The sequence below is a fragment of the Pontibacter sp. CAU 1760 genome (genome assembly GCF_054482735.1).
The window spans coordinates 325,524-345,038 of sequence record NZ_JBTLRL010000005.1 but is presented as its reverse complement, the minus strand read 5'-3'; the positions used below and the strand labels follow the sequence as shown (position 1 = coordinate 345,038).

The 19,515-nt window shown below is 53.8% G+C and carries 16 protein-coding genes; 12 read left to right on the top strand and 4 right to left on the bottom strand.

Annotated elements, in window-relative coordinates; all coding sequences use genetic code 11:
- Positions 1-255 precede the first annotated feature (255 nt).
- Positions 256-777, top strand: coding sequence for a DinB family protein (locus tag ACXYMU_RS09890; RefSeq protein ID WP_458986220.1), 522 nt, complete (start codon positions 256-258; stop codon positions 775-777).
- Positions 778-792: 15 nt separating this feature from the next.
- On the opposite strand, the gene ACXYMU_RS09885 is transcribed toward ACXYMU_RS09890, so the two are convergent.
- On the bottom strand, positions 793-3,393 hold the full coding sequence (locus ACXYMU_RS09885; RefSeq protein WP_458986219.1) for a M1 family metallopeptidase: 2,601 nt from the start codon (positions 3,391-3,393) through the stop codon (positions 793-795).
- Positions 3,394-3,564: 171 nt separating this feature from the next.
- Between ACXYMU_RS09885 and pxpB the strand changes: the two genes are divergently transcribed.
- The 6 genes from pxpB to ACXYMU_RS09855 all read left to right on the top strand — a co-directional run bounded on the left by pxpB (position 3,565) and on the right by ACXYMU_RS09855 (position 9,395).
- On the top strand, positions 3,565-4,305 hold the full coding sequence (gene pxpB, locus ACXYMU_RS09880) for a 5-oxoprolinase subunit PxpB (RefSeq protein ID WP_458986218.1): 741 nt from the start codon (positions 3,565-3,567) through the stop codon (positions 4,303-4,305).
- A complete protein-coding gene (locus ACXYMU_RS09875; protein WP_458986217.1) occupies positions 4,295-5,299 on the top strand; it encodes a 5-oxoprolinase subunit C family protein in 1,005 nt (334 codons plus the stop codon). The genes pxpB and ACXYMU_RS09875 overlap by 11 nt, the downstream gene beginning before the upstream one ends.
- Positions 5,296-6,084, top strand: coding sequence for a LamB/YcsF family protein (locus ACXYMU_RS09870; protein WP_458986216.1), 789 nt, complete (start codon positions 5,296-5,298; stop codon positions 6,082-6,084). Before ACXYMU_RS09875 ends, ACXYMU_RS09870 begins: the two co-directional genes overlap by 4 nt.
- The gene (locus ACXYMU_RS09865) at positions 6,074-7,261 is read left to right on the top strand and encodes an NRAMP family divalent metal transporter (protein WP_458986215.1); all 1,188 of its coding nucleotides are present in this window, start codon (positions 6,074-6,076) and stop codon (positions 7,259-7,261) included. Before ACXYMU_RS09870 ends, ACXYMU_RS09865 begins: the two co-directional genes overlap by 11 nt.
- A 354-nt stretch (positions 7,262-7,615) precedes the next feature.
- Positions 7,616-8,011: a hypothetical protein gene (locus ACXYMU_RS09860; protein WP_458986214.1), complete on the top strand. Its 396-nt coding sequence runs from the start codon at positions 7,616-7,618 to the stop codon at positions 8,009-8,011.
- 238 nt (positions 8,012-8,249) lie between these two features.
- Entirely contained in the window at positions 8,250-9,395 is a 1,146-nt protein-coding gene (locus tag ACXYMU_RS09855) for a glycoside hydrolase family 26 protein (protein WP_458986213.1), read from the top strand.
- A gap of 222 nt (positions 9,396-9,617) precedes the next feature.
- Here ACXYMU_RS09855 and ACXYMU_RS09850 read toward each other — a convergent pair whose 3' ends face one another.
- The gene (locus ACXYMU_RS09850) at positions 9,618-12,728 is read right to left on the bottom strand and encodes an adenylate/guanylate cyclase domain-containing protein (RefSeq protein WP_458986212.1); all 3,111 of its coding nucleotides are present in this window, start codon (positions 12,726-12,728) and stop codon (positions 9,618-9,620) included.
- Between the two features lie 135 nt (positions 12,729-12,863).
- Between ACXYMU_RS09850 and ACXYMU_RS09845 the strand changes: the two genes are divergently transcribed.
- From ACXYMU_RS09845 to ACXYMU_RS09835, 3 genes are all read left to right on the top strand, one after another.
- Positions 12,864-13,169, top strand: a complete 306-nt coding sequence (locus tag ACXYMU_RS09845; protein WP_458986211.1) for a hypothetical protein — start codon at positions 12,864-12,866, stop codon at positions 13,167-13,169.
- 39 nt (positions 13,170-13,208) lie between these two features.
- On the top strand, positions 13,209-13,397 hold the full coding sequence (locus ACXYMU_RS09840) for a hypothetical protein (protein WP_458986210.1): 189 nt from the start codon (positions 13,209-13,211) through the stop codon (positions 13,395-13,397).
- A 95-nt stretch (positions 13,398-13,492) separates the two neighbouring features.
- Positions 13,493-13,876 (top strand): hypothetical protein, encoded by a 384-nt coding sequence (locus ACXYMU_RS09835; RefSeq protein ID WP_458986209.1) that lies wholly within the window; start codon positions 13,493-13,495, stop codon positions 13,874-13,876.
- 48 nt (positions 13,877-13,924) lie between these two features.
- Here ACXYMU_RS09835 and hrpB read toward each other — a convergent pair whose 3' ends face one another.
- A complete protein-coding gene (gene hrpB / locus ACXYMU_RS09830) occupies positions 13,925-16,471 on the bottom strand; it encodes an ATP-dependent helicase HrpB (protein WP_458986208.1) in 2,547 nt (848 codons plus the stop codon).
- Between the two features lie 350 nt (positions 16,472-16,821).
- Here hrpB and ACXYMU_RS09825 point away from each other — a divergent pair, with 350 nt between their 5' ends.
- Positions 16,822-17,289, top strand: coding sequence for an Hsp20/alpha crystallin family protein (locus ACXYMU_RS09825; RefSeq protein WP_458986207.1), 468 nt, complete (start codon positions 16,822-16,824; stop codon positions 17,287-17,289).
- A 93-nt stretch (positions 17,290-17,382) separates the two neighbouring features.
- Here ACXYMU_RS09825 and ACXYMU_RS09820 read toward each other — a convergent pair whose 3' ends face one another.
- The gene (locus tag ACXYMU_RS09820) at positions 17,383-18,417 is read right to left on the bottom strand and encodes an LLM class flavin-dependent oxidoreductase (RefSeq protein WP_458986206.1); all 1,035 of its coding nucleotides are present in this window, start codon (positions 18,415-18,417) and stop codon (positions 17,383-17,385) included.
- Positions 18,418-18,610: 193 nt separating this feature from the next.
- Here ACXYMU_RS09820 and ACXYMU_RS09815 point away from each other — a divergent pair, with 193 nt between their 5' ends.
- The gene (locus ACXYMU_RS09815) at positions 18,611-19,471 is read left to right on the top strand and encodes an aldo/keto reductase (protein WP_458986205.1); all 861 of its coding nucleotides are present in this window, start codon (positions 18,611-18,613) and stop codon (positions 19,469-19,471) included.
- Positions 19,472-19,515 lie beyond the last annotated feature (44 nt).

Below are 19,515 nucleotides of genomic sequence, written 5' to 3'. Positions count from 1 at the left end.
TAAGGCTTCCTTTTTTGTTTCTTTTGATTGGTGCTCACCTAGGTTTTGATTAGTTGGTCGTTCAACTTTCTTAACCAAAGTGGGCACTCTTTTTATCCATAACTACCTTTTAAAACAGCTTCTTACTTTTACGATAGTTTTTAAATAAACATAAATTTCATTTAAATTAATCCAGAGGATGTTAATTAGCTAGGAGCTTAACCCTAACCATGCAGGGAAGCATTGGTGCAAGTGAGGATGGAAAACATAAAACGTATGCAGAATGATAAAGTAGAGGTATGGCTGCGTGGCCCCTTGCCGGATATGCCCCCATTGCTACAGCCAGTGGCTCATGCGCTGCTGCAGGCCCGCGAAGAAGTGACGGAGTTGATGGCTGATTTCCCGGAGGAATGGCTGTGGGATCGGCCCGCTGGTCTGGCTTCCGTTGGCTTCCACCTCCAGCACCTCACAGGCGTGTTGAGCCGCCTGTTGACCTATGCCCGAGGAGAGGCGCTGACGGCGCAACAGCTAGCAGCGCTGGCTGCGGAGGGTATAAAGCTAGAAACGGGCACTTGCCATACCCAGGAGTTGGTAAAGGCCTTCGACAGGCAGGTAGACCAGGCACTTGAGCAACTCCGGGGCACAGCAGAGCAAACACTTCCAGAAAAACGCGGAGTCGGACGCGCCCAGGTTCCTTCCACTGTCATCGGGCTATTGGTGCATGCCGCAGAGCATACCATGCGGCATGTAGGGCAGTTGCTGGTGACAACACGCATTATTCGGCAAAAGGCCAACTAGCGTTCTTTTGGAGTGTTACTTATCTATCCCCAAAAGGCGTTCGGCCCGAAACAAATCATCTGCAGCCTGTAGGATCTTGGCGCGGAGTTTTGGGTTATAGTCCGGGTGCGCCTGCAGGAAGCTGCGCACAGTTGCCGCTGCCGAAGCCGTTTGGTATGCTCCAAAAGTGGCCTGTAGCCAGGAGTAGGGGAAAAAGATGTCACCGGTTTGCTGTATCTCTTCTAGTAGTTGCAGGCTTTCAGCTAGGTACTTTTCCGAAGTAGCGCTGCGTTGCGGGTGGTGCAAATATGCCAGCGCCGCATTCACCCAAGCCTCCTTCTCTCTGTTCTTTTCCTGCTTCAGCGAATTGAAAAATGCATCGCGCACCTGCACATTTCCTGAAAGCGCAGGCATCATAAACTGTAGCCGCTTTTTCCTGTCAGGGTTCTGTACGCGCGCCAACTGCTGGCTCAGGATTTTTTCTGATGCCAGGTAATCACGCAGGGCCAAAGCCAGGGCTAGCGCCGTGTAGTCGTCCTCGGTCAACTTCACGCCACCAGGGGCTTCCTGCTGTTTCCAGATCATGTAGAGGCGGTCCTGGGCCTCTTTGCTTAAGGCAATGTTTTGATAAGCCTTGAATAATAGCTTTTTGGCGTTAGCTGCCGTTTGCTGTTGCAGGGCCTGCCAAAGCTCCATTTCCAGTTTGGGTGCCAGTGCAGTGCGTGTGGCCGGGGTAGTAAACTTCCAGAAGATATCCCCTAACTGGCTTGTCAGCAACTTCAGGTTCAGCTCTTCTTTTTCCATCGTCAGGCCGGTGCGGTATAGATCCAGCAACTGCTTCGGGCTGATTGTCCGGCCGTTCAGCATGTTCTCGTACAGGCTAATATAGGCAGAGGCCCTTTCTACTGGGTTTTCCAGTGTAAACAATTTGGGAAGCATTTGCCCGTCCACCGGAAACACGCCATACCCTTTTCCGGTAGAGTTGAAAAGGATGTAGCTTGGCACCGGCTCTCCGGCAGCGGCGGCAATCGTTTTGGTTGCCCGGTCCATCTGAACTGTTATTTCTTTCTGATGGTTGGGGTACACCAGGGTCAGTTCAAAGATTTGTGGCCATACCCTGTCCGAGCCGTCCTCGCCTCGCTGGTTAAGCTCCAATTGCTCAATCCTGCCTCCAGTCGTCTGCAGGTCATAGGTAAAAACAGGGCGGCCCGGCTCATTCACCCATACCTGGTTCCAGGCTTGCAGGTCAGTCGTGGTACGGGCATCCAGCAGCTCAATCAGGTCAGGCCACGCGGCGTTCTGGTGCGCGTAAGTTTTTAGGTACTCTTGCAACCCCTGCCGAAAGGCCGTTTCACCCATCAGCCGTTCGAGCTGGCGCATCACCACGGGTGCTTTGTGGTAAATGATGCTGCCGTAAAGCGAGCCGGCATCCTGCAGGTTATTCAGTGGCTGCCGGATAGGGTTAGCCCCCTCGGTGCGGTCCACGCCATAGGCTGCCGGAAAATGGTCGAGCAGGAACTTCAGGTCGTCATTTGAATCCTGGAGCGACACGTTGGTGATTTTATCTGCCATAAAGTTGGCAAACACCTCCTTCATCCATACATCATCAAACCACTCCATCGTCACGAGGTCGCCAAACCACATGTGCGCCGTTTCGTGGGCAATCAGGTTGGCCCGGGAGATTTTCTGGTCCTGCGTGGCGCCTTCGTCCAGAAACAGTGAGGACGCTTTGTAATCGATGGCCCCAACGTGTTCCATGCCGCCATACTGAAAATCAGGAATGGCGATAAAGTCAAACTTCTGGAAAGGGTAGGGGATTTGGGTATAATCGCTCATAAATGCCAGCGCATCCCCGTGTATCCTGAAAATGGGGTCCAGCGACTGGGCGAGTTTGCTGGCGTCGGTCTCGCGGTGGTAGAAGTTCATCGTCCGGCCATCTACTTTTCGTGTCACCTGCTCAAACTTGCCAGCCGCAAACGAGAAGAGGTAAGTGCTGATCTCATCGGAAGCTCCGAAGCGGTAGGTCTTGGTGTTGCCCGAGGTCAGGGAGTCTTGCAGCAGCCCGTTGGCCAGCGCGTTCCAGCCCTTGGGTACTGTCAGGGTCAGGGCAAAGGTGGCTTTCAGGTTGGGTTGATCAAAGACTGGGAATACCGTGCGCGCCCGGTCCGGCACCAGGAGAGTGTACAGGTAATCTTCATTCCGGTTAAGGGAGAGGTTACCGGCGACAAACTGCAGTTTTACTTCATTCCGGCCTACGCGCAGCGCGGACTGGGGCAACACCAGGTGCTCGTGCTGGTACACAATAGCGACCGGTTTGTCGTTCACGGTTACCTGCTGCAGGTGGTCGGCGGGGGCTTTGAAGTCGAGCTGCAGCGGCCTGCTGTTCTCGCTCAACTGAAAGGTAATGCTCTCGGACGCCAGCACGGGCTCCGCGATATCGGCGGGCACGTTCAGGGTTAGGTCGTAGGCGAGGTTACTGATGGCTTTCTTGCGGTAATCCGCCAGTTCCTTCGATACGCCGGTTTCTACGGTGGCCGTCTCGGCTACAGGTGCCAGTTTGTTGCTGCAGCCAGTGCTGGTGAGTCCGCTGACAAACAACAAGGCCAGGCCCACCCGAGGAATATATTTCTTTTTCATGTTGCCCAAAATTACGATGTATTCCTATATTTATATAACCCCGGTAGCGGCAAATTAGGTATATATGCTTGGCACTGGGCAGAACAGGGCTTCCCAAAAGGGCATTGAATAGGCGCAAATAAGGTGAAGGGGCCGATTCCAGCGCATGGTATACCATACATGAGAGGCATAATGAAAAACCTGAAAGAAAGCGATATTCCCACTGTGCGTTTATACCCACTTGGCGATGCCGCCGTAGTGGTGCACTTCGGGGATGAGATATGCGAGGAGACCAACAGGAAAGTGCGGGCCTTCACAGATCACCTTTCGCTACACCCGTTTGTGGGGCTGGTGGAACTAGTCCCGGCTTTTACCACCGTTACCGTATACTACGACCCCTGGGTTATCAGCGAAAAAGGGCAGTTAAACCCTTATACCAAAGTTACAGGTTGCCTGCAGCGCATGCTGCCCTTGCTGACAGAGGCGGATCATAGTTCGCCCCGGCTTGTCGAGATACCAGTTTTATACGGCGGGGAGTATGGCCCTGATTTAGATGTTGTAGCCTCACACAACGGGCTCTCGGCAGAGGAGGTAATCGCGCTGCACAGCGGCCGGGATTACCTGGTTTACATGATCGGCTTCGTTCCCGGTTTCCCATACCTTGGCGGGTTGAACCCAGAGCTGGCAACGCCTCGCCGGGAAACGCCGCGACCTTCCATACCCGCTGGCTCGGTGGGCATTGCCGGAAACCAGACCGGTATTTATCCGCTTGAAACGCCAGGCGGCTGGCAACTGATCGGCCGTACGCCCCGTGTTCTCTTTAACCCTGCTCAGTCAAAGCCCAGTTTATTAAAGGCCGGTGATGCCGTGCGGTTCATTCCGATAACGGAAGCAGCATTTGCGCAAGAAAAGGAGGTAGTGCATGAGTCTTAACTTTATCAGCCCCGGTTTACTGACTACCATACAGGACCTGGGCCGGAAGGGGTTTCAGAAAGATGGTATGGTGGTGAGCGGTGCCATGGACACATTTGCGCTACGGGCGGCCAACCTGCTGGTCGGGAATGCGGAAGGAGAGGCCGGGCTGGAAATCACGCTGATAGGCCCCAAGGTGTTTTTCCCGGATGCGCAGCTGGTTGCCCTCACGGGTGCCGATCTTTCGCCGATGCTCAATGGTAGACCCGTAAAAGGCTGGCGGCCGATATTTGTAGAGGAGGGAAGCGTGCTGGAATTCGGCACGCCGGTAAGTGGCTGCCGTTCTTACCTGGCAGTAGCAGGTGGCCTGGATGTGCCGGAGGTATTGGGTAGCAAGTCCACGTACCTGCGGGCGGGCATAGGCGGCTATCAGGGGCGGGCGTTGCAAACCGGCGATTCGATTGCCTGCCACGGGATTCCAGCCAGGATGCGAGACTTTCTTCAACTAAAGCACGGGCAGCATGCAAAGCCGGGCGCACAGCCAAACTGGTTCGTGGACTCGTCGATGCAGGTGGCGCACCACAACCCGCAGGAAATACGCGTAATAAAGGGGCCCGAGTATCTGCTGTTCTCAGAACTGAGCCAGCAGGAATTCTTTACGAAGCCCTATCAGGTAAGCGCTCAATCCGACCGGATGGGCTACCAGTTGCGGGGCACGCGCCTACTATTGGATACGACAGAAGAGGCCGTCTCCAGCGCCGTTACTTTCGGCACGGTGCAGGTGCCCCCCTCCGGTAACCCGATTCTGCTCATGGCTGATCACCAGACCACGGGAGGCTATCCGCGTTTGGCGCAGGTTATCTCGGCAGACTTTTCTAAATTAGCCCAATTGGTGCCCCGTCACAAAATCCAGTTTGCAGAAGTCACCCTGGAAGAGGCGCAGTCGCTTTACCTCCGGCAGGAAAAAAACCTCGAGAAACTGCGAGGCGCATTGTCATTCAAAACCACTATATGAGCATACATCAGGCGACGGTAGACCTGAACTGCGACCTGGGCGAGAGCTTTGGGGCGTACCGATTAGGCAACGATGCCGCCATCCTTCCCTTTGTCACCTCCGCCAACATCGCCTGTGGCTATCATGCCGGCGACCCCTTGGTGATGCAGCAAACTGTACGGCTGGCCATGACCCACAACGTAGCCATCGGGGCACATCCGGGACTACCCGACCTGGTAGGTTTTGGGCGGCGTGAGATGGCAATTTCTGTGGAAGAAGCTTATGCCTTCTCGGTTTACCAGATCGGTGCGTTAAAGGCCTTTGTACAAGCAGAAGGAGGCGTGCTACACCATGTAAAGCCGCATGGCGCCCTGTACAACATGGCTGCCGTCAACCCACAATTGGCCGAGGCATTATGTGAAGCCGTTTACAGGGTACAGCCAGAGACGATATTGTATGGCCTGGCAGGCAGCGAACTGATCAAGGCCGGACAGCGCCTGGGACTGGCAACGGCTCATGAAGTGTTTGCCGACAGAACATACCAACCGGACGGCACGCTTACGCCCCGCAGCAAACCCGGTGCCTTGATCACAGACGAGGCGAAAGCCCTCAAGCAAGTGCTGCAAATGGTGCAGGAGGGAAAAGTTGAATCGCAGCAGGGGCAAGTGGTAGAGATACAGGCCGACACGATCTGTATTCACGGCGATGGCCCGCACGCGCTGGACTTTGCCCGAAGAATAGGCGCTGAACTTCAAGCGGCCAACATACAGGTGCAGGCAGTAAACAGGCAAGCCCATGGGCAGTAAGCGCAACTGGAGTGTCTTGTTTGGGGCAGCTTTCCTGATGGCCACCTCCGCTGTTGGCCCTGGCTTCCTGACGCAGACCACGGTTTTTACACAGCGTTTACAGGCCAGTTTTGGTTTTGTCATCCTCATTTCCATTCTCATCGATATTGGGGTGCAGCTGAATGTGTGGCGGGTGATTGCTGTGTCGGAAAAGCGCGCCCAGGACATTGCCAACGCAGTGCTGCCGGGTCTGGGGCTGTTTATCGCTGTGCTGATCATGCTTGGGGGGCTCGCCTTTAACATCGGTAACGTGGGTGGCGCGGGCTTAGGCTTCCAGGTACTGTTCGGCATCTCCCCGGAAGTTGGGGCGGTGCTGGCCGCCGCCATTGCGATAGGCATTTTTCTAGTGCGGGAGGCCGGCAAGGTGATGGACCGCTTCGCGCAGGTGATGGGATTACTGATGATCCTGTTGATCGTGGTGGTGGCCATCACTTCGGCACCTCCGGCCGGGGAGGCGCTAAAACGCACTATATGGCCGGAGGAAGTAGATATTATCGCGATCATTACCCTGGTGGGTGGCACGGTAGGCGGCTATATTACGTTTGCGGGAGGCCACCGCCTGTTAGATGCCGGCGTGAAGGGCCAGCAGGCACTCAGACAAGTTTCTAACAGTGCCGTTTCGGGTATCACGGTAGCATCCGTCATCCGTATATTTTTATTCCTGGCGGCATTGGGCGTAACCAGTAAAGGCTTGAGCATAGATACAGCCAACCCGCCCGCCTCGGTTTTTCAACTGGCAGCGGGTAATCTGGGGTATAAATTCTTCGGCATCGTGATGGTGTCGGCTGCTGTCACGTCGGTGATCGGGGCTGCCTATACCTCTGTTTCCTTCATCAAATCTTTTCATCCCAAGATCAGCAGCAATGAGAATGTGATAATTATCGGCTTTATTGCAGTGTCCACGCTTATTTTCGTGCTAACTGGCCAACCTGTAAAGCTGCTCATACTAGCGGGTGCCCTCAACGGGTTGATCCTGCCGCTCACACTTTCCACGATTTTGATAGCAGCCCATAAACCCGGTTTGGTTGGGAATTACCGGCATCCGTTGTGGCTTACCTTGTTCGGAACATTGGTCGTGCTGGTGATGGCAGGTATGGGCGGATACACGTTAATGAAGCAGTTGCCGATGTTCTTTTAACGGGCGCTAGGTAGGTCAGGATAAAGTAATTCCTGAGTTTTTGCGCTTATATTTGGTTTTCTGCTGATTTTTTCGTATAATACGTAAGAGGAGGTTATGCATGGCATTCCACGTTGTCTCCTGCAGGTCAAGTTTCGGCTGTTGTACAGCCCTCGCGCCGGTTTGGTGCTTTCCTTAATTCCGGCTTCTCAACCACATCACCTCAAGCGGCTTATATTATACTGTCTGCCACTATTGCACGGAGTTATCACACATTTCAAGGGGAAGCACTGCTGCAGTGCAAACACCAGCGAAAGCTTTGCCACATGCCCGTTAGGTAACAGGCGTGCCTATTTTTCACTTAACAATTTACACATGCTCTACACACAGAAAGAAACACAAGAATACAACAAGTTCGCGGCTCAGGTTATCCAATTTGCAGAGAAGTCCGGTTTCGAAGACATCAAAGCAGATTTTGACGGCTATACCACACCTGCGTCGCTCAACATGGTCAGCAAAAACATCACCCTCACGCCAGACTTTACCGCCAAGCGCGGCGAGGACAAATATTATTTCGAACTGGTTGTGAAGAACCCGGAAGAAGACGCGCAACGCAGATTGATCAGCAAATGGAAAGCATTGGAATCCATTGCGAAGATGAAAGGCGGCGACCTGCGGCTTTTCGTGCCACGCGGGAGTTATAAATATGCCCATGCCTTGGTGCAGGAAAATCACATTGAGGCAAAACTCACCAAACTGGCTGACCTATAAGCCTTAAGCCAGTTTACCGGCTGCTCCAGTAAATAGCTATACAATGGCTTGGTCCCATCCCTGGGAAATGCCCTCCAAACCGCTGATATTATTTTAGCAAAGTTCGACACAAAATCCATGAAATTGTACTTTATAGGATTTGTGTTGATTTTTGGCGCTCTTTCGCGGAAGTTCCATTTGCCTGACACCCCACGCATGCGTATTTTGAACATCCAAGATGCTTAAATCAACCGCGCCCATGAAGGCTAGACCAAACGCCCTTTTACTTTCCTTTTGCGCAGCCCTGCTACTGATCGGGTGCGCCCCTGTGAAACCAATTGACAGTGCCGCCACTAGCGAAACCAAAGCCCTGTATAAAAACATGGGCAGGCTTTCAGATAAGCATACCCTGTTCGGGCACCAACATGCAACCGAGTACGGTCACGGCTGGTCAGGGGAGGACAATCGGTCTGATGTAAAGGCGGTCACCGGCTCGCACCCCGCCGTTATCGGGGTTGATTTTAGCGGCTTTTCCGGGCGCTCGCCTGAGGCAATAGCCCAAGCAAAGGAGAGCGTGCGCAAGAATGTGGTGGATACCTATAACCGGGGAGGCGTGACGACAGCGGCCTGGCATTTTTCGAACCCGGTGTCGGGGGGAGGCTTTTATTGGGTGGATTCGCTCTCAAAGCCTGCCGTACGCTACCTCATACCCGGAGGAGAGGCGCACGCGCAATACAAGGAGATTCTGAATGGGATAGGAGAGTGGGCGCATAGCCTGCAAGGGGCGGACGGTAACCTGGCTCCAATCATTTTCAGGCCATACCATGAATTTGACGGAGGGTGGTTTTGGTGGGGAAAGCCCTACGCTACCCGCGAGGAATTTATCTCCTTGTGGCGCTTTACGGTTTCCTACTTACGTGACAGCCTGGGGGTGCACAATTTCATTTATGCTTACTCGCCGGATAACAAGTTCAGGACGGAGGCTGAGTTTCTGGAGCGATACCCCGGAGATGACTGGGTAGACATGGTGGGGATGGACAATTACGGTGACATGGGGCGCGACCGCTACGCCGTAGACACAGCTGCAATGAAACTTAAAATCGTATCGGATTACGCCAAAAAAGCCCGCAAACTGGCGGCTTTTACCGAAACCGGCTTGGAGTCTATCCCGGACACCGCCTGGTGGACGAATACGCTGCTCAAAACCATGAAGCGCGATGACCTGCAACTGGCCTATGTATTGGTCTGGCGCAACGACCGAACCAGCCCAACCCACTATTATGCGCCCTTTCCTGGACAGGTAAGCGTTCCAAACTTCTTGAAGTTCTACCAGGACCCTTATACCCTCTTCGAAAACGACCTGAAAGGCATCTACAAGCGCCGGAAGCTTTTGGGCATTTTCTAGTTTAGCCGTGTTCCAGCTTTTTAAGGGCTTGGATTCTTATTTTCAAAACTGGCCAAAGCTTTTGCTCTGATTTACCCATCCCTGCCTCTCCCAGGAGCAGGGCTGTTTCATTCTAAGCTTGCCTTCGCACGCATCTTGCGCGTGTAGGATATAGTTGGGCCTATGGCCCAGTCGATACGAACTGCATCCGCGCTAACGGACAAACATGGTAGGCACAGTATATCAGGCATCCTGGGTGGCTGCACTGTGCATGATTGCCTGTTCTGAAACTTCGCCCTCTACAAAGTACATATCAATCTCGCCTTTGTTTTTGGCATCCACGCGCCCGCGGTAGGTGCACTGGAAGTCGTCTTTGATGATCTCGTAGGTGGCACCGGAGATATTGACTTTCCCTTCCTCCCCGCACGATTCCATACGTGCCGCCGTGTTTACGGTATCTCCCCAGATGTCGTAGGCAAACTTGGTGGTGCCCACAATGCCCGCTACCACCGGCCCGGTATGAATGCCCACCCGAATCTCAAACTTATGCTTTTTGATATGGCTGTCGTTTGGGTTCAGGTTATTGACGAACTGCACAATTTCGAGGGCAGCTTTCACCACATCGGCCGGGGTATTGGCGCTAGGGTTTGGTATACCGCCAGCACACATATAGGCATCTCCAATAGTCTTGATTTTCTCGATGTTGTAATTGCTGATGATGCGATCGAAAGCGCAGAAATAGAAATCAATAACGGCCACCAGTTCTTCCGGCGTAAGGTGTTCGCTAATCTGGGTAAAGTTCTTGAAATCCGTGAACAGCACCGTCACGTTTTTATAGCTGCGGGCCAGCGTGCGGCCATTCGCCTTCAGTTCCTCGGCTGTTTTGGCGGGCAGGATGTTCAGCAGCAGGTCATCGCTCTTCTTCTTCTCCGCTTCCAGTTCGGCTGTCCGCTCATGCACCAACTTCTCCAGCCCTTTTTGAGTCGTGATGAGGTGGCGGTGCTTGATCTTGACGATGCCCCAGATCACAAGGCCATACAGCAGTACATACAGGGTATACGCCCACCAGGTACGGTAGAAGGGCGGCAATGACACAAACTCAAACGTAGAGGCCAGGTTCACGGTGCCGTAGATGTTCTTGGATCGGACCTTGAACACGTAAGTGCCCTCGTCCAGACCTGTAAATTCCTTTTTGGTCTCGCTTGTCCAGTGCGACCATGTTTTGTCTTCGCCTTCCAGCATGTAGCTGTAGAGCAATTGGTCAGGGGCATCATAGGAGGTGGCGGCATACTCAAAGCTGATGGATTTGACCGCGTGGGGCAACACAAACCTGAAGCGTTTGGTCTGGTTCACAATGGGTTTCCCCTGTTCGCCAAAAGCCCCGAAAAACACGGTGGAGTCGCCGAGCAGCTTTACCTTCCGGAGTACCGTCTGCTGGCGCGTGCCGTAATTCTTTGGCACTTCGGGGTTATACCTGAATATTCCTTCGGTGGTGCCAAGCCATACCACTCCGTCCCTGTCCGTGTGAATCGCCCACACATCTACCCGTGGTATCCGGCTGAGCGGAATCGTATCCCAGACGTAACCATTCTCTGAGACTTTCTTGAACACACCTGTGCTGAACTCAGAGGTGAGCCATACCTTGCCGTCTTGCCCTTGCGTAAGGTTGATGGCCTCACGGGTGCCGTTGGCAAACCGCTTTCCAAAGCTCGTGTCCGGTTTCAGTAGCAGCTTTTTCCCTTCCCTGCGGATGCTGTAGATGCCCTTGCTGGTGCCAAAGTAAATTTTACCATTGATGCTGGAAGCCTGGAACCTGTTAAGCTTTTTAACCAGCTCTTCGGAGGGTTTGTAAGTCGAGACGGCCAGGGTGGGGATGCTGTCTGACTGCACATCGATGGTGGAAATATGATGGTCCGCAGAAGCCCACAGCAGGCCATCGCGGTCTTCCGCCAGCCAGATCACATCATGCATCACCTGCTTCACCTTTCCTTCCCAACGCCACTTGCCGGTCTGCCGCCGCAAGAGCCATACCCCATCAGACGACCCAACGAAGTACAGAGACGGATGCCGCCTGGAGCGTATAATCGTCTTGAAAACAGTTCCGCCCGATTCAGGCGACAGTTGCTGCAGCTGGTTGTTGAGCAGGGTATAAATGCCCGTAGAGCAGACCACCAGAACCGTATCGCCGCCTGCCGGCAGGAGCTTCCACACCTCATTTTGTAGCTGCGGGAACTTCCGGAATTCAGGGTTCGGAGTGTCCTCCTGCGCAACGTACAAGCCAGAGGATGTGCCGGCATACAGGAGGGTGTTGTGTTTGAGTATATCAAGCACAATACCGTCCAGGGCTGCGTTTTCGTTTAGGTAACTGATGGGAGAAGGGTAGTCGATACGGCTGATGCCGATGTTAAGCGAGGCCCACAAGCCGCCTTCCCGGTCTGTGGAAAGGTGGATGACGGTATTGTCGTTCAGCCCCTTCTGCTTGTTAATGACCTGCCGGATGATTCCCTCTTGGTCCATCACGACCACACCCTCTGAAGTTGTCGCCAGCGCAATGGTGCTATCGGACAGCTGCACGGCATGCATAAAAGCAGTGCCCTCTAAAATGTTACCTGGCGTGGGGGAGAGCCTATCCAAAACATCCTCCCGAAACGTGAATAGCCCGTCATCAAAGGTCACGACAACAAAGTCGTGCAGGGATTGGGATTGCTGTTTCAGGGGAATCAGGGCCGTGACGTTGAGCCCTTTGAGTGCTTCGCCGCCCGGCAAGGGAAACAGCTGGCCATGTTGCAACACAGCAAGGCCTATGCCTTTATCAAGCACATAGATTCGGTTGTTGCTCTCGAAGATGCGCGTAAACCCGGCCTCGCTGCTCCACGAGGTCATACGGCCGCCCGACCAGCGGTATAACTTGTCTGCTGTGTTAAAATAGACATCCCGGCCTTCTGTCACCACCTTGTTGATCCTTATTTCCGTGGGTTGCCCCTTGAATGCCGGAAGCAACGAGACAAACTCCATCCGGCCGGCAGAGTCAGGGGCCAGGTACCCGAAGTTATTCAGGCTTCCGACAAAAAGCTGCCCTTCGCTGTTTCTGGCCAACTGGAAGCGCCCGCCATAGCTAGTGCCTTTCACCAGCTGCCACGAGATACCGTCATACTCCAGTACCCCACTGGTATTGCTCACATACATGATTCCCCGGTTGTCCTGAATAATCCCCCAGTTCTGAGGACTCGAGATATAGGCATTGCTTTGATAGTCGGAGGGCGTGAAGCTCTGAATGAACGGGTTCCCAAGCTGCGCGAGGGCATGCAGGCTACTTATCAAAGAGAAAAAGGCAATAAGTAGGTGTTTCTGCATAAAAAATTTTCTGGTAAGCCGATTCTAATGTAGTATATACGTGATGTGCTTATTTAGATTTTAATTTGTATTTTATTTCATGTAAAATTGGTAATAAATTGATTATAAGCGTATAAACTTCTAAAAAATTGTCTTATGCCACAAGGAGTAGTAATTGCTGTAAAGCCGAGCCTGTTAATTGACTATGAGTGGATTGAGCCGTTGGTTGATTTTCTGAGGGATAACAACCGGGTAAATCTGAAAATAGGTGTGATTGAAACCTGTGACACAGAGGGGGAGACAAGCCTCACGGAAGGCCAGAAACTGATGTTTATCATCCCTGTAAAAGACTACCCGGCAGGTATAGAAACCGGTGCTGACTGCAATGCCAAAGGAGCGACGAAGGTTAAGTTCAAGACCAAAAATGATCCATTCACTTACATCTACGAGATCAAATTATAGCATACTTATTCAATTCATACACCATTAAATTTTAACACTATGCCACAAGGAAAAGTAGTACCCGTAAAACCAGCTGCCTCCACTGAGGAAGAAATAACCAGCACATCGTCGCAGCAGATTACCGGAAGCCAGACGACCAGCACAGAAGATAGCGTGAATACCACGACATCTTCAACAAGTACCTCGCAGCCTTCAGACGGACAAACCGGCTCGAGCACAAAGTTCTGAGTTTTGCCAGGATGTAACCCAGCCGTGTAGCCGTTGCATAGGACACCTCATGTTTCGGCCTGAAAAAAGTATTGCCTATTAAATCCGCTTAAGCTATGCCTCAAGGAAAAGTAATTGCCGTAAAGCCATCTTATACCGAAGGCACCAGAAGTGTGCCCCAAGATGAAGGCCACCTGTTCAAGAACCAAAAACCCAAGGAGCGCATCGTTTATATTGGGGTATGCAATGAAGATGGCACTTTCAGATGCAGCAGAAGAAAAGTCCAGGACATTGTCTGGTTCACTGATCTGGAGCGTGAATTCCATGTAGGGGATATCGTGTCCTTTGAAACTGACAGCAACCACACCGAAACCATAGACGCCGCTGTTTTTGTAAAGAAAGTGGGGCATGGGGGCGTGCACCTGCCCGGCAATATTTTCGCGAAAGTGGCTGTGCTGGCTACCTTGCTTTTGTTAGTGACCCTCATAAAAGAGAGCTAACTACATGCCATAGCAACAAATGTGTCTATGAAACTCGCCTGGGAACCACTATCCCGGACGCTTTTTGGTGCCCCGTGTTGCGGGGGCCGTTAAGGGGTCTTCGGGCCAGTTGTGCTTGGGGTAGCGGCCGCGCAGGTCCTTGCGCACCTCGAAGTAACCCGAGGTCCAGAAGCTGCGCAGATCCTGCGTCACCTGCACCGGGCGCGAGGCTGGTGAGAGGAGATGAAGCAGCAGAGGCACCTTGCCGCCCCCGATTAAGGGTGTGTCGAAGAGGCCAAACACCTCCTGCAGCCGCACAGCCAAAATGGGCGTGCGGGCATCTGAGTAATCCAAGGCAATGCGGGAGCCACTTGGCACCTGCAGATGCGTAGGAGCCAGGCGATGCATCTCCTGGCGCTTTTCCCAGGACAGATCCACCAATAGTATTTCCCTGAAGTCAAGTTTAGCCACTTGTTCCATGCTTCGCAATCCCAGCAGATACGGCCCAAGCCATACTTCCATCGTTTCGCTCAGGGTTTCGTCAGATACGTCTGGCCATTCCTGTGGGTGCAGGTGATGCAAAAAGGCCAGGCGTTGGCGTGTGCGCAACGCCTCATCCGTCCAACCAAGCTGGCTTATTCCTTTTTCCTGGAGGGCTTTCAGGAGTACGGCCGTTACTTCTTCCGGATCAGGGTTTGCCAATGGCGACTCTCCGAAGACGAGCGCGCCCAATCTTGTTAGCTGGCGGGCGACGATACGTTCCTTTGTATTGTCCCAACGTATCTCCCGGACTTCCTCTAACTGGCTTTGAAAATGCTGGCGCATCTCCTCTTTAGCGATTGGAGCAGCCAGGAGCACACGCGGCTGCTTGCCGACCTCCAGGTGAGCCACCGCGTAAAAGTCCGCCTCCCCGAATAATTCTGTTGCCAAGCTGGCGCGCTGCCCACTCAGCAGGCGCACCTTTCCCGTGGCTTCACGCTGTGCCAGCCGGTCGGGGTAAGCAAGCGCTGTCAGGATGCCAGCCGCTTCCGGATGTTGCGGGTTGTTTGTTTCCCGGAGGCGTTGGCGTAGGTTCTGTGCCTGTTCCCGCACCCGGCGCAGCGCATTTTCATCTACCACAAACCCAGGTGTAGGTACCCGCCGGCCTGCCAGCAGTTCTATCCGCAGGGGCAAGTCGGGGAGCGGCGCGCTGTAGCCTTGCTGCTGGGATTTGAGTATGTCGCGCTCGGCCAGCAGCGCCGCCAACGCGCAGGCTGTAGCACCGAGGCCAAGGGCATGGCCCCGCATGACAAGGTGCCCCAGCCGGGGCGACAAGCCCAGCGCCGCCAGGGCTTTGCCATGGGGAGTAGCTTGTCCGGTGTCAGTAATGGCCTCCAGGCGGCGCAGCAAGTCCTGCGCCAATGCCAGGGCGGCTTGTGGAGGCGTATCCAGCCAACTCAATGCTGAGGCGTCTTTCACTCCCCAAATAGCTAGCTCCAGGGCCAAGCCAGTTAAATCTGCTTCGCGAATTTCCGGTACCTGGCGGTCGGCGAGTTGCAGTTGGTCGGCAGAGGACCAGAGCCGGTAGCAAACGCCGGGGCCCAGACGGCCCGCGCGACCCCTGCGCTGATCAGCCGCCGCTCTGGACACCACGGTCGTCTCGAGCGTGGTGAGTCCGGTACGGGGTATGAAACGCGGCGCACGGGCGTAGCCGCCGTCAATCACTACTTTCACCCCTTCTATCGTTAAGCTGGTCTCGGCAATGCTGGTGGCCAGCACCACTTTACGGGTGCCTGCCGGTGCAGGCTGAATGGCATCCAGCTGTTTGCTGAGGGGTAGGTCGCCGTGCAGCAGGTGCAGGTCCGTGCCGTACGGCAGTTTACCTTCCAGGCGTTGCGCTACCTTACGCATTTCGCCCATACCGGGCAAAAACACCAACACATCGCCGGTGGCCTCGGTGTTAAAGACCTGCCGAAGGGCAGCAGGTACCAGGTTGGCCAGGCGCTCGGCGGGCCACTTGCCTGCAGCAGCGGCCTCTGCCGGTGTCAGGTAATGGGTTTCAACCGGGTACTGGCGTCCCTCGCTCCGAACAACGGGGGCCTGCAGCCAATTCCCTACCATCGTGGCATCCAGGGTGGCGCTCATCACCAGCAAGCGCAGATCAGGCCGTAACACGGCTTGTGCGTCTAAGGCCAAAGCGAGGCCAAGGTCGGCTTGCAGGCTGCGCTCATGAAACTCATCAAAGATCACGGCGGCTATACCCTCCAGCGCGGGGTCGTCTTGTAGCAGGCGCGTCAGGATTCCTTCGGTCACCACCTCGATCCGGGTTTTGTTCGATACTACATGCTCCATCCGTACCCAGTAACCTACTGTCTGGCCTACCGCCTCGCCCAGCAAATCGGACATGCGCTGTGCGGCTGCACGGGCAGCGAGTCGCCGAGGCTCCAGCACCAGGATCCTGCCTTTCTGGCACCAGTCTGCCTGTAATATGGCAAGGGGCACCAAGGTGGTTTTACCGGCACCGGGAGGGGCCTCCAGCACGGCTTTTGCATTGTTTTCAAAGGCAGCCAGCAGTGCGGGCAGCGCTTCTTTTACAGGCAGGTCAGGCAGGGTAGGGAGTAAGTCTTGAAACGGCATACCTCTCAAAGTTCTGAATTCTTTTGGAGATATAAAGCGGCAGCGCGCATTTCGCGTGATTTATCCTTTTGGTGAGGCCAGCCTCCAACCCGTTAATTATACTTTAGACTAGTTTTGAGATGTTAGCTAATGGGGAAGTTCTGAGAATGGCCCATGTGTATTGGCGTGTTAGCGTGCGTGAATGGGTTGATTTATAAGGGACTATGAGCTAAACTTCCTGGGCTAAAAATCAACCAAAATAAAGGCAGGCACGTTAAATTAATTATAGGATAGTTGACATTTTATACCCCCTTGGCATCGTGTTTTTTTGTTTAGAGAATTAGTTTTTCACATCTAAAGCTTAAAGTACTATGGCAAACTTAGAAAAAAGAAACGGAGGCGTATCAAGTCCCTCCCGCTCTATCTTCTCGGATTTATTTGCAGACGTGGACAGGATGTTTGACAACGACATGTTCCTGATGCCAATGCCCTGGAAGAGAATGAGCGAGCGAAGCGTTCCGGCAGTAAACATCAAAGACAACCAAAAGGAGTACCAGATCGAGATTGCTGCCCCCGGTATGAAGAAGGAGGATTTCAACGTGGACATGGAAAATGGCAGGTTAACGATCAGCAGCCATAAAGAGGAGGAGAAAAACGAGGACAAGGAAAACTACCATCGTCGTGAGTACAACTACAGCTCATTTAGCCGCTCTTTCAACCTGCCTGAGAATGTGAAGCCCGAGGATGTGAAGGCCCAGTATACCGACGGCATCCTGCGCCTGACCGTGCCCAAAAAAGAAGAGCAGGAGAAACCAAAAAAGAGAATCAAAATCGACTAATCGTTCCTGTTGAAAGGAAGAAACAGACCGGGGCCGAAGCAACATACATGCTTCGGCCCCGGTCTGTTTTGTGTCTGTAGGCGTACGGATCGCCTACTTCGTTACAGCTTGAGGTTTCTTGCCCATCACTTCGGCCACGATCTCATAAGAGCGCAGACGGGCTTTCGGTTCGTAGATATGCGACGTGATCATCACCTCATCCACCTGAGTTGCTGCGGCAAACTCTTGTAGTTGCTGCCGGATTGTCTCCGGCGAACCTATGAAAGTGTACTGCAGCATTTGCCGCACGGCATACTGCTCTGAGGCGTCCCATATTCCGGCCATACTGTCCACGGGTGGGTTCATCGGTTTTGCGGTTCCCCGGATCACGTTCAGAAAGGACTGGTAGAGCGATGTGGCCAGGTGCGCAGCCTCTTCATCGGAGTCTGCGGCCACCACATTGATACCCGCCATGGTATAGGGTTTGTCCAGCGTGTCGGAGGGTTGAAAATGGTCGCGGTATATCTTGAGGGCTGTGTGCAACAGGCTTGGCGCGAAGTGGCTGGCAAAGGCGAAAGGCAAGCCTTTGCTGGCAGCCAACTGTGCGCTAAACGTGCTGGAGCCAAGCAACCAGATGGGGATGTCCAGGCCTTCACCCGGCACGGCCCGCACCCGCGAAGAAGCATCTCGCGGCTCCAGGTAACTTTGCAGCTCCTCCAGGTTATCGGGGAAGTCCTCCCCGGCTCCCTGAAGATCGCGGCGCAGGGCCATGGCCGTCACGTGGTCGGTGCCGGGCGCCCGCCCCAGACCCAGGTCGATGCGGCCGGGGTAAAGGGTTTCGAGGGTCCCGAACTGCTCCGCCACCACCAAAGGGGCATGGTTGGGCAGCATAATGCCGCCAGAACCCACCCGAATGGTGGAAGTGCCACCGGCTACATACCCGATCAGCACGGAGGTGGCTGAACTGGCAATGCCGGGCATGTTGTGGTGCTCCGCCATCCAGAAACGCTTGTACCCCCATTTCTCGACATGTTGGGCGAGCGAAAGGGTATGGCTGAAGGATGCAGCCGGAGTTTTGCCAGATAAGACAGGAACAAGGTCCAGCACCGATATTTGCAGGTCTGACGGGTTGATTTCGGGGTTAATCATATGCTTTGATTCTGTTTAAAACGCGGTGGATGGAATGGTACTACTTAGAAAAAAGCGAAGACTTTCAGAAGCGAGAAGCCAAGGCTTAGTCATACCCCTATCAACTGGGAAAAGGCGAAATGGTTTTCAACCGACCAAAAGGGTGCCCGTATGAGTAAAGTCATGAACCTATGATCACTGAAAAACAACTTACATGATGGAGGAAAAATCAACAGCGAAAACATTCAGGCTCGGAGGTGACTTGGAAGTAAACCGCATGGGGTATGGCGCGATGCGCATCACTGGTGAAGGAATCTGGGGACCACCAAAAGACAAGCAAGCAGCCATGAAGGTACTGCAGCGGGCTGTGGAATTGGGTATAAACTTCATCGATACAGCCGACAGCTATGGGCCGAACGTTTCGGAAGAACTGATAGCCGAGGCGCTGCACCCCTACAAGGAGGGGCTGGTAATTGCCACTAAAGGCGGCTTGCTGCGTACCGGCCCAAACGAGTGGCCGATCAATTCGCATCCCGACCACCTGCGCAAAGCACTGGAAGGAAGCCTGGAGCGCCTGAAACTTGACCGGATTGATCTATACCAACTACATCGCGTTGATCCGGAGGTGCCCTTTGAAAAGTCGCTGGAGTTTTTGCAGCAGGCGCAGGAAGAGGGGTTGGTAAAGCACATCGGGCTATCGGAGGTATCGGTGGAGCAAATTAAAAAAGCGCAGGAGTACGTGCAAGTGGTATCGGTACAGAACAAATACAGCGTAAATAACCGGGAGTGGGAGGACGAACTGACTTACTGCCGCGAGCAACAGATGGCCTTTATACCCTGGTACCCTCTGGGTGGCGGCAACCAGGAAATACTGGACAAGGTAGTGCAGGTAGCGAAGAAGCATGCTGCCTCTGCCCATCAGATCGCGTTGAGTTGGCTGCTGCATCATTCCCCGAACATCCTGCTGATTCCGGGAACCTCTCAGGTGAAGCACCTGGAGGAGAACTATGCAGCAGCTTCTATCTCGCTGTCCGAGGAAGACATGCAGGAATTAAACAAGCTTGGCAGTGCTTAAGCTTAGCGTACTTTAGTAAACACAAAGGGAGCCATTCGATTGAG

Coding starts and splice junctions, on each gene's coding strand:
- ACXYMU_RS09840 (WP_458986210.1), top strand. CDS start 13,209: ATGCCACAAGGAAAAGTAGTACCCGTAAAACCAGCTGCCTCCACTGAG.
- hrpB (WP_458986208.1), bottom strand. CDS start 16,471: ATGCCGTTTCAAGACTTACTCCCTACCCTGCCTGACCTGCCTGTAAAA.
- ACXYMU_RS09885 (WP_458986219.1), bottom strand. CDS start 3,393: ATGAAAAAGAAATATATTCCTCGGGTGGGCCTGGCCTTGTTGTTTGTC.
- ACXYMU_RS09825 (WP_458986207.1), top strand. CDS start 16,822: ATGGCAAACTTAGAAAAAAGAAACGGAGGCGTATCAAGTCCCTCCCGC.
- ACXYMU_RS09865 (WP_458986215.1), top strand. CDS start 6,074: ATGGGCAGTAAGCGCAACTGGAGTGTCTTGTTTGGGGCAGCTTTCCTG.
- ACXYMU_RS09860 (WP_458986214.1), top strand. CDS start 7,616: ATGCTCTACACACAGAAAGAAACACAAGAATACAACAAGTTCGCGGCT.
- pxpB (WP_458986218.1), top strand. CDS start 3,565: ATGAAAAACCTGAAAGAAAGCGATATTCCCACTGTGCGTTTATACCCA.
- ACXYMU_RS09870 (WP_458986216.1), top strand. CDS start 5,296: ATGAGCATACATCAGGCGACGGTAGACCTGAACTGCGACCTGGGCGAG.
- ACXYMU_RS09875 (WP_458986217.1), top strand. CDS start 4,295: ATGAGTCTTAACTTTATCAGCCCCGGTTTACTGACTACCATACAGGAC.
- ACXYMU_RS09845 (WP_458986211.1), top strand. CDS start 12,864: ATGCCACAAGGAGTAGTAATTGCTGTAAAGCCGAGCCTGTTAATTGAC.
- ACXYMU_RS09850 (WP_458986212.1), bottom strand. CDS start 12,728: ATGCAGAAACACCTACTTATTGCCTTTTTCTCTTTGATAAGTAGCCTG.
- ACXYMU_RS09815 (WP_458986205.1), top strand. CDS start 18,611: ATGATGGAGGAAAAATCAACAGCGAAAACATTCAGGCTCGGAGGTGAC.
- ACXYMU_RS09835 (WP_458986209.1), top strand. CDS start 13,493: ATGCCTCAAGGAAAAGTAATTGCCGTAAAGCCATCTTATACCGAAGGC.
- ACXYMU_RS09855 (WP_458986213.1), top strand. CDS start 8,250: ATGAAGGCTAGACCAAACGCCCTTTTACTTTCCTTTTGCGCAGCCCTG.
- ACXYMU_RS09890 (WP_458986220.1), top strand. CDS start 256: ATGCAGAATGATAAAGTAGAGGTATGGCTGCGTGGCCCCTTGCCGGAT.
- ACXYMU_RS09820 (WP_458986206.1), bottom strand. CDS start 18,417: ATGATTAACCCCGAAATCAACCCGTCAGACCTGCAAATATCGGTGCTG.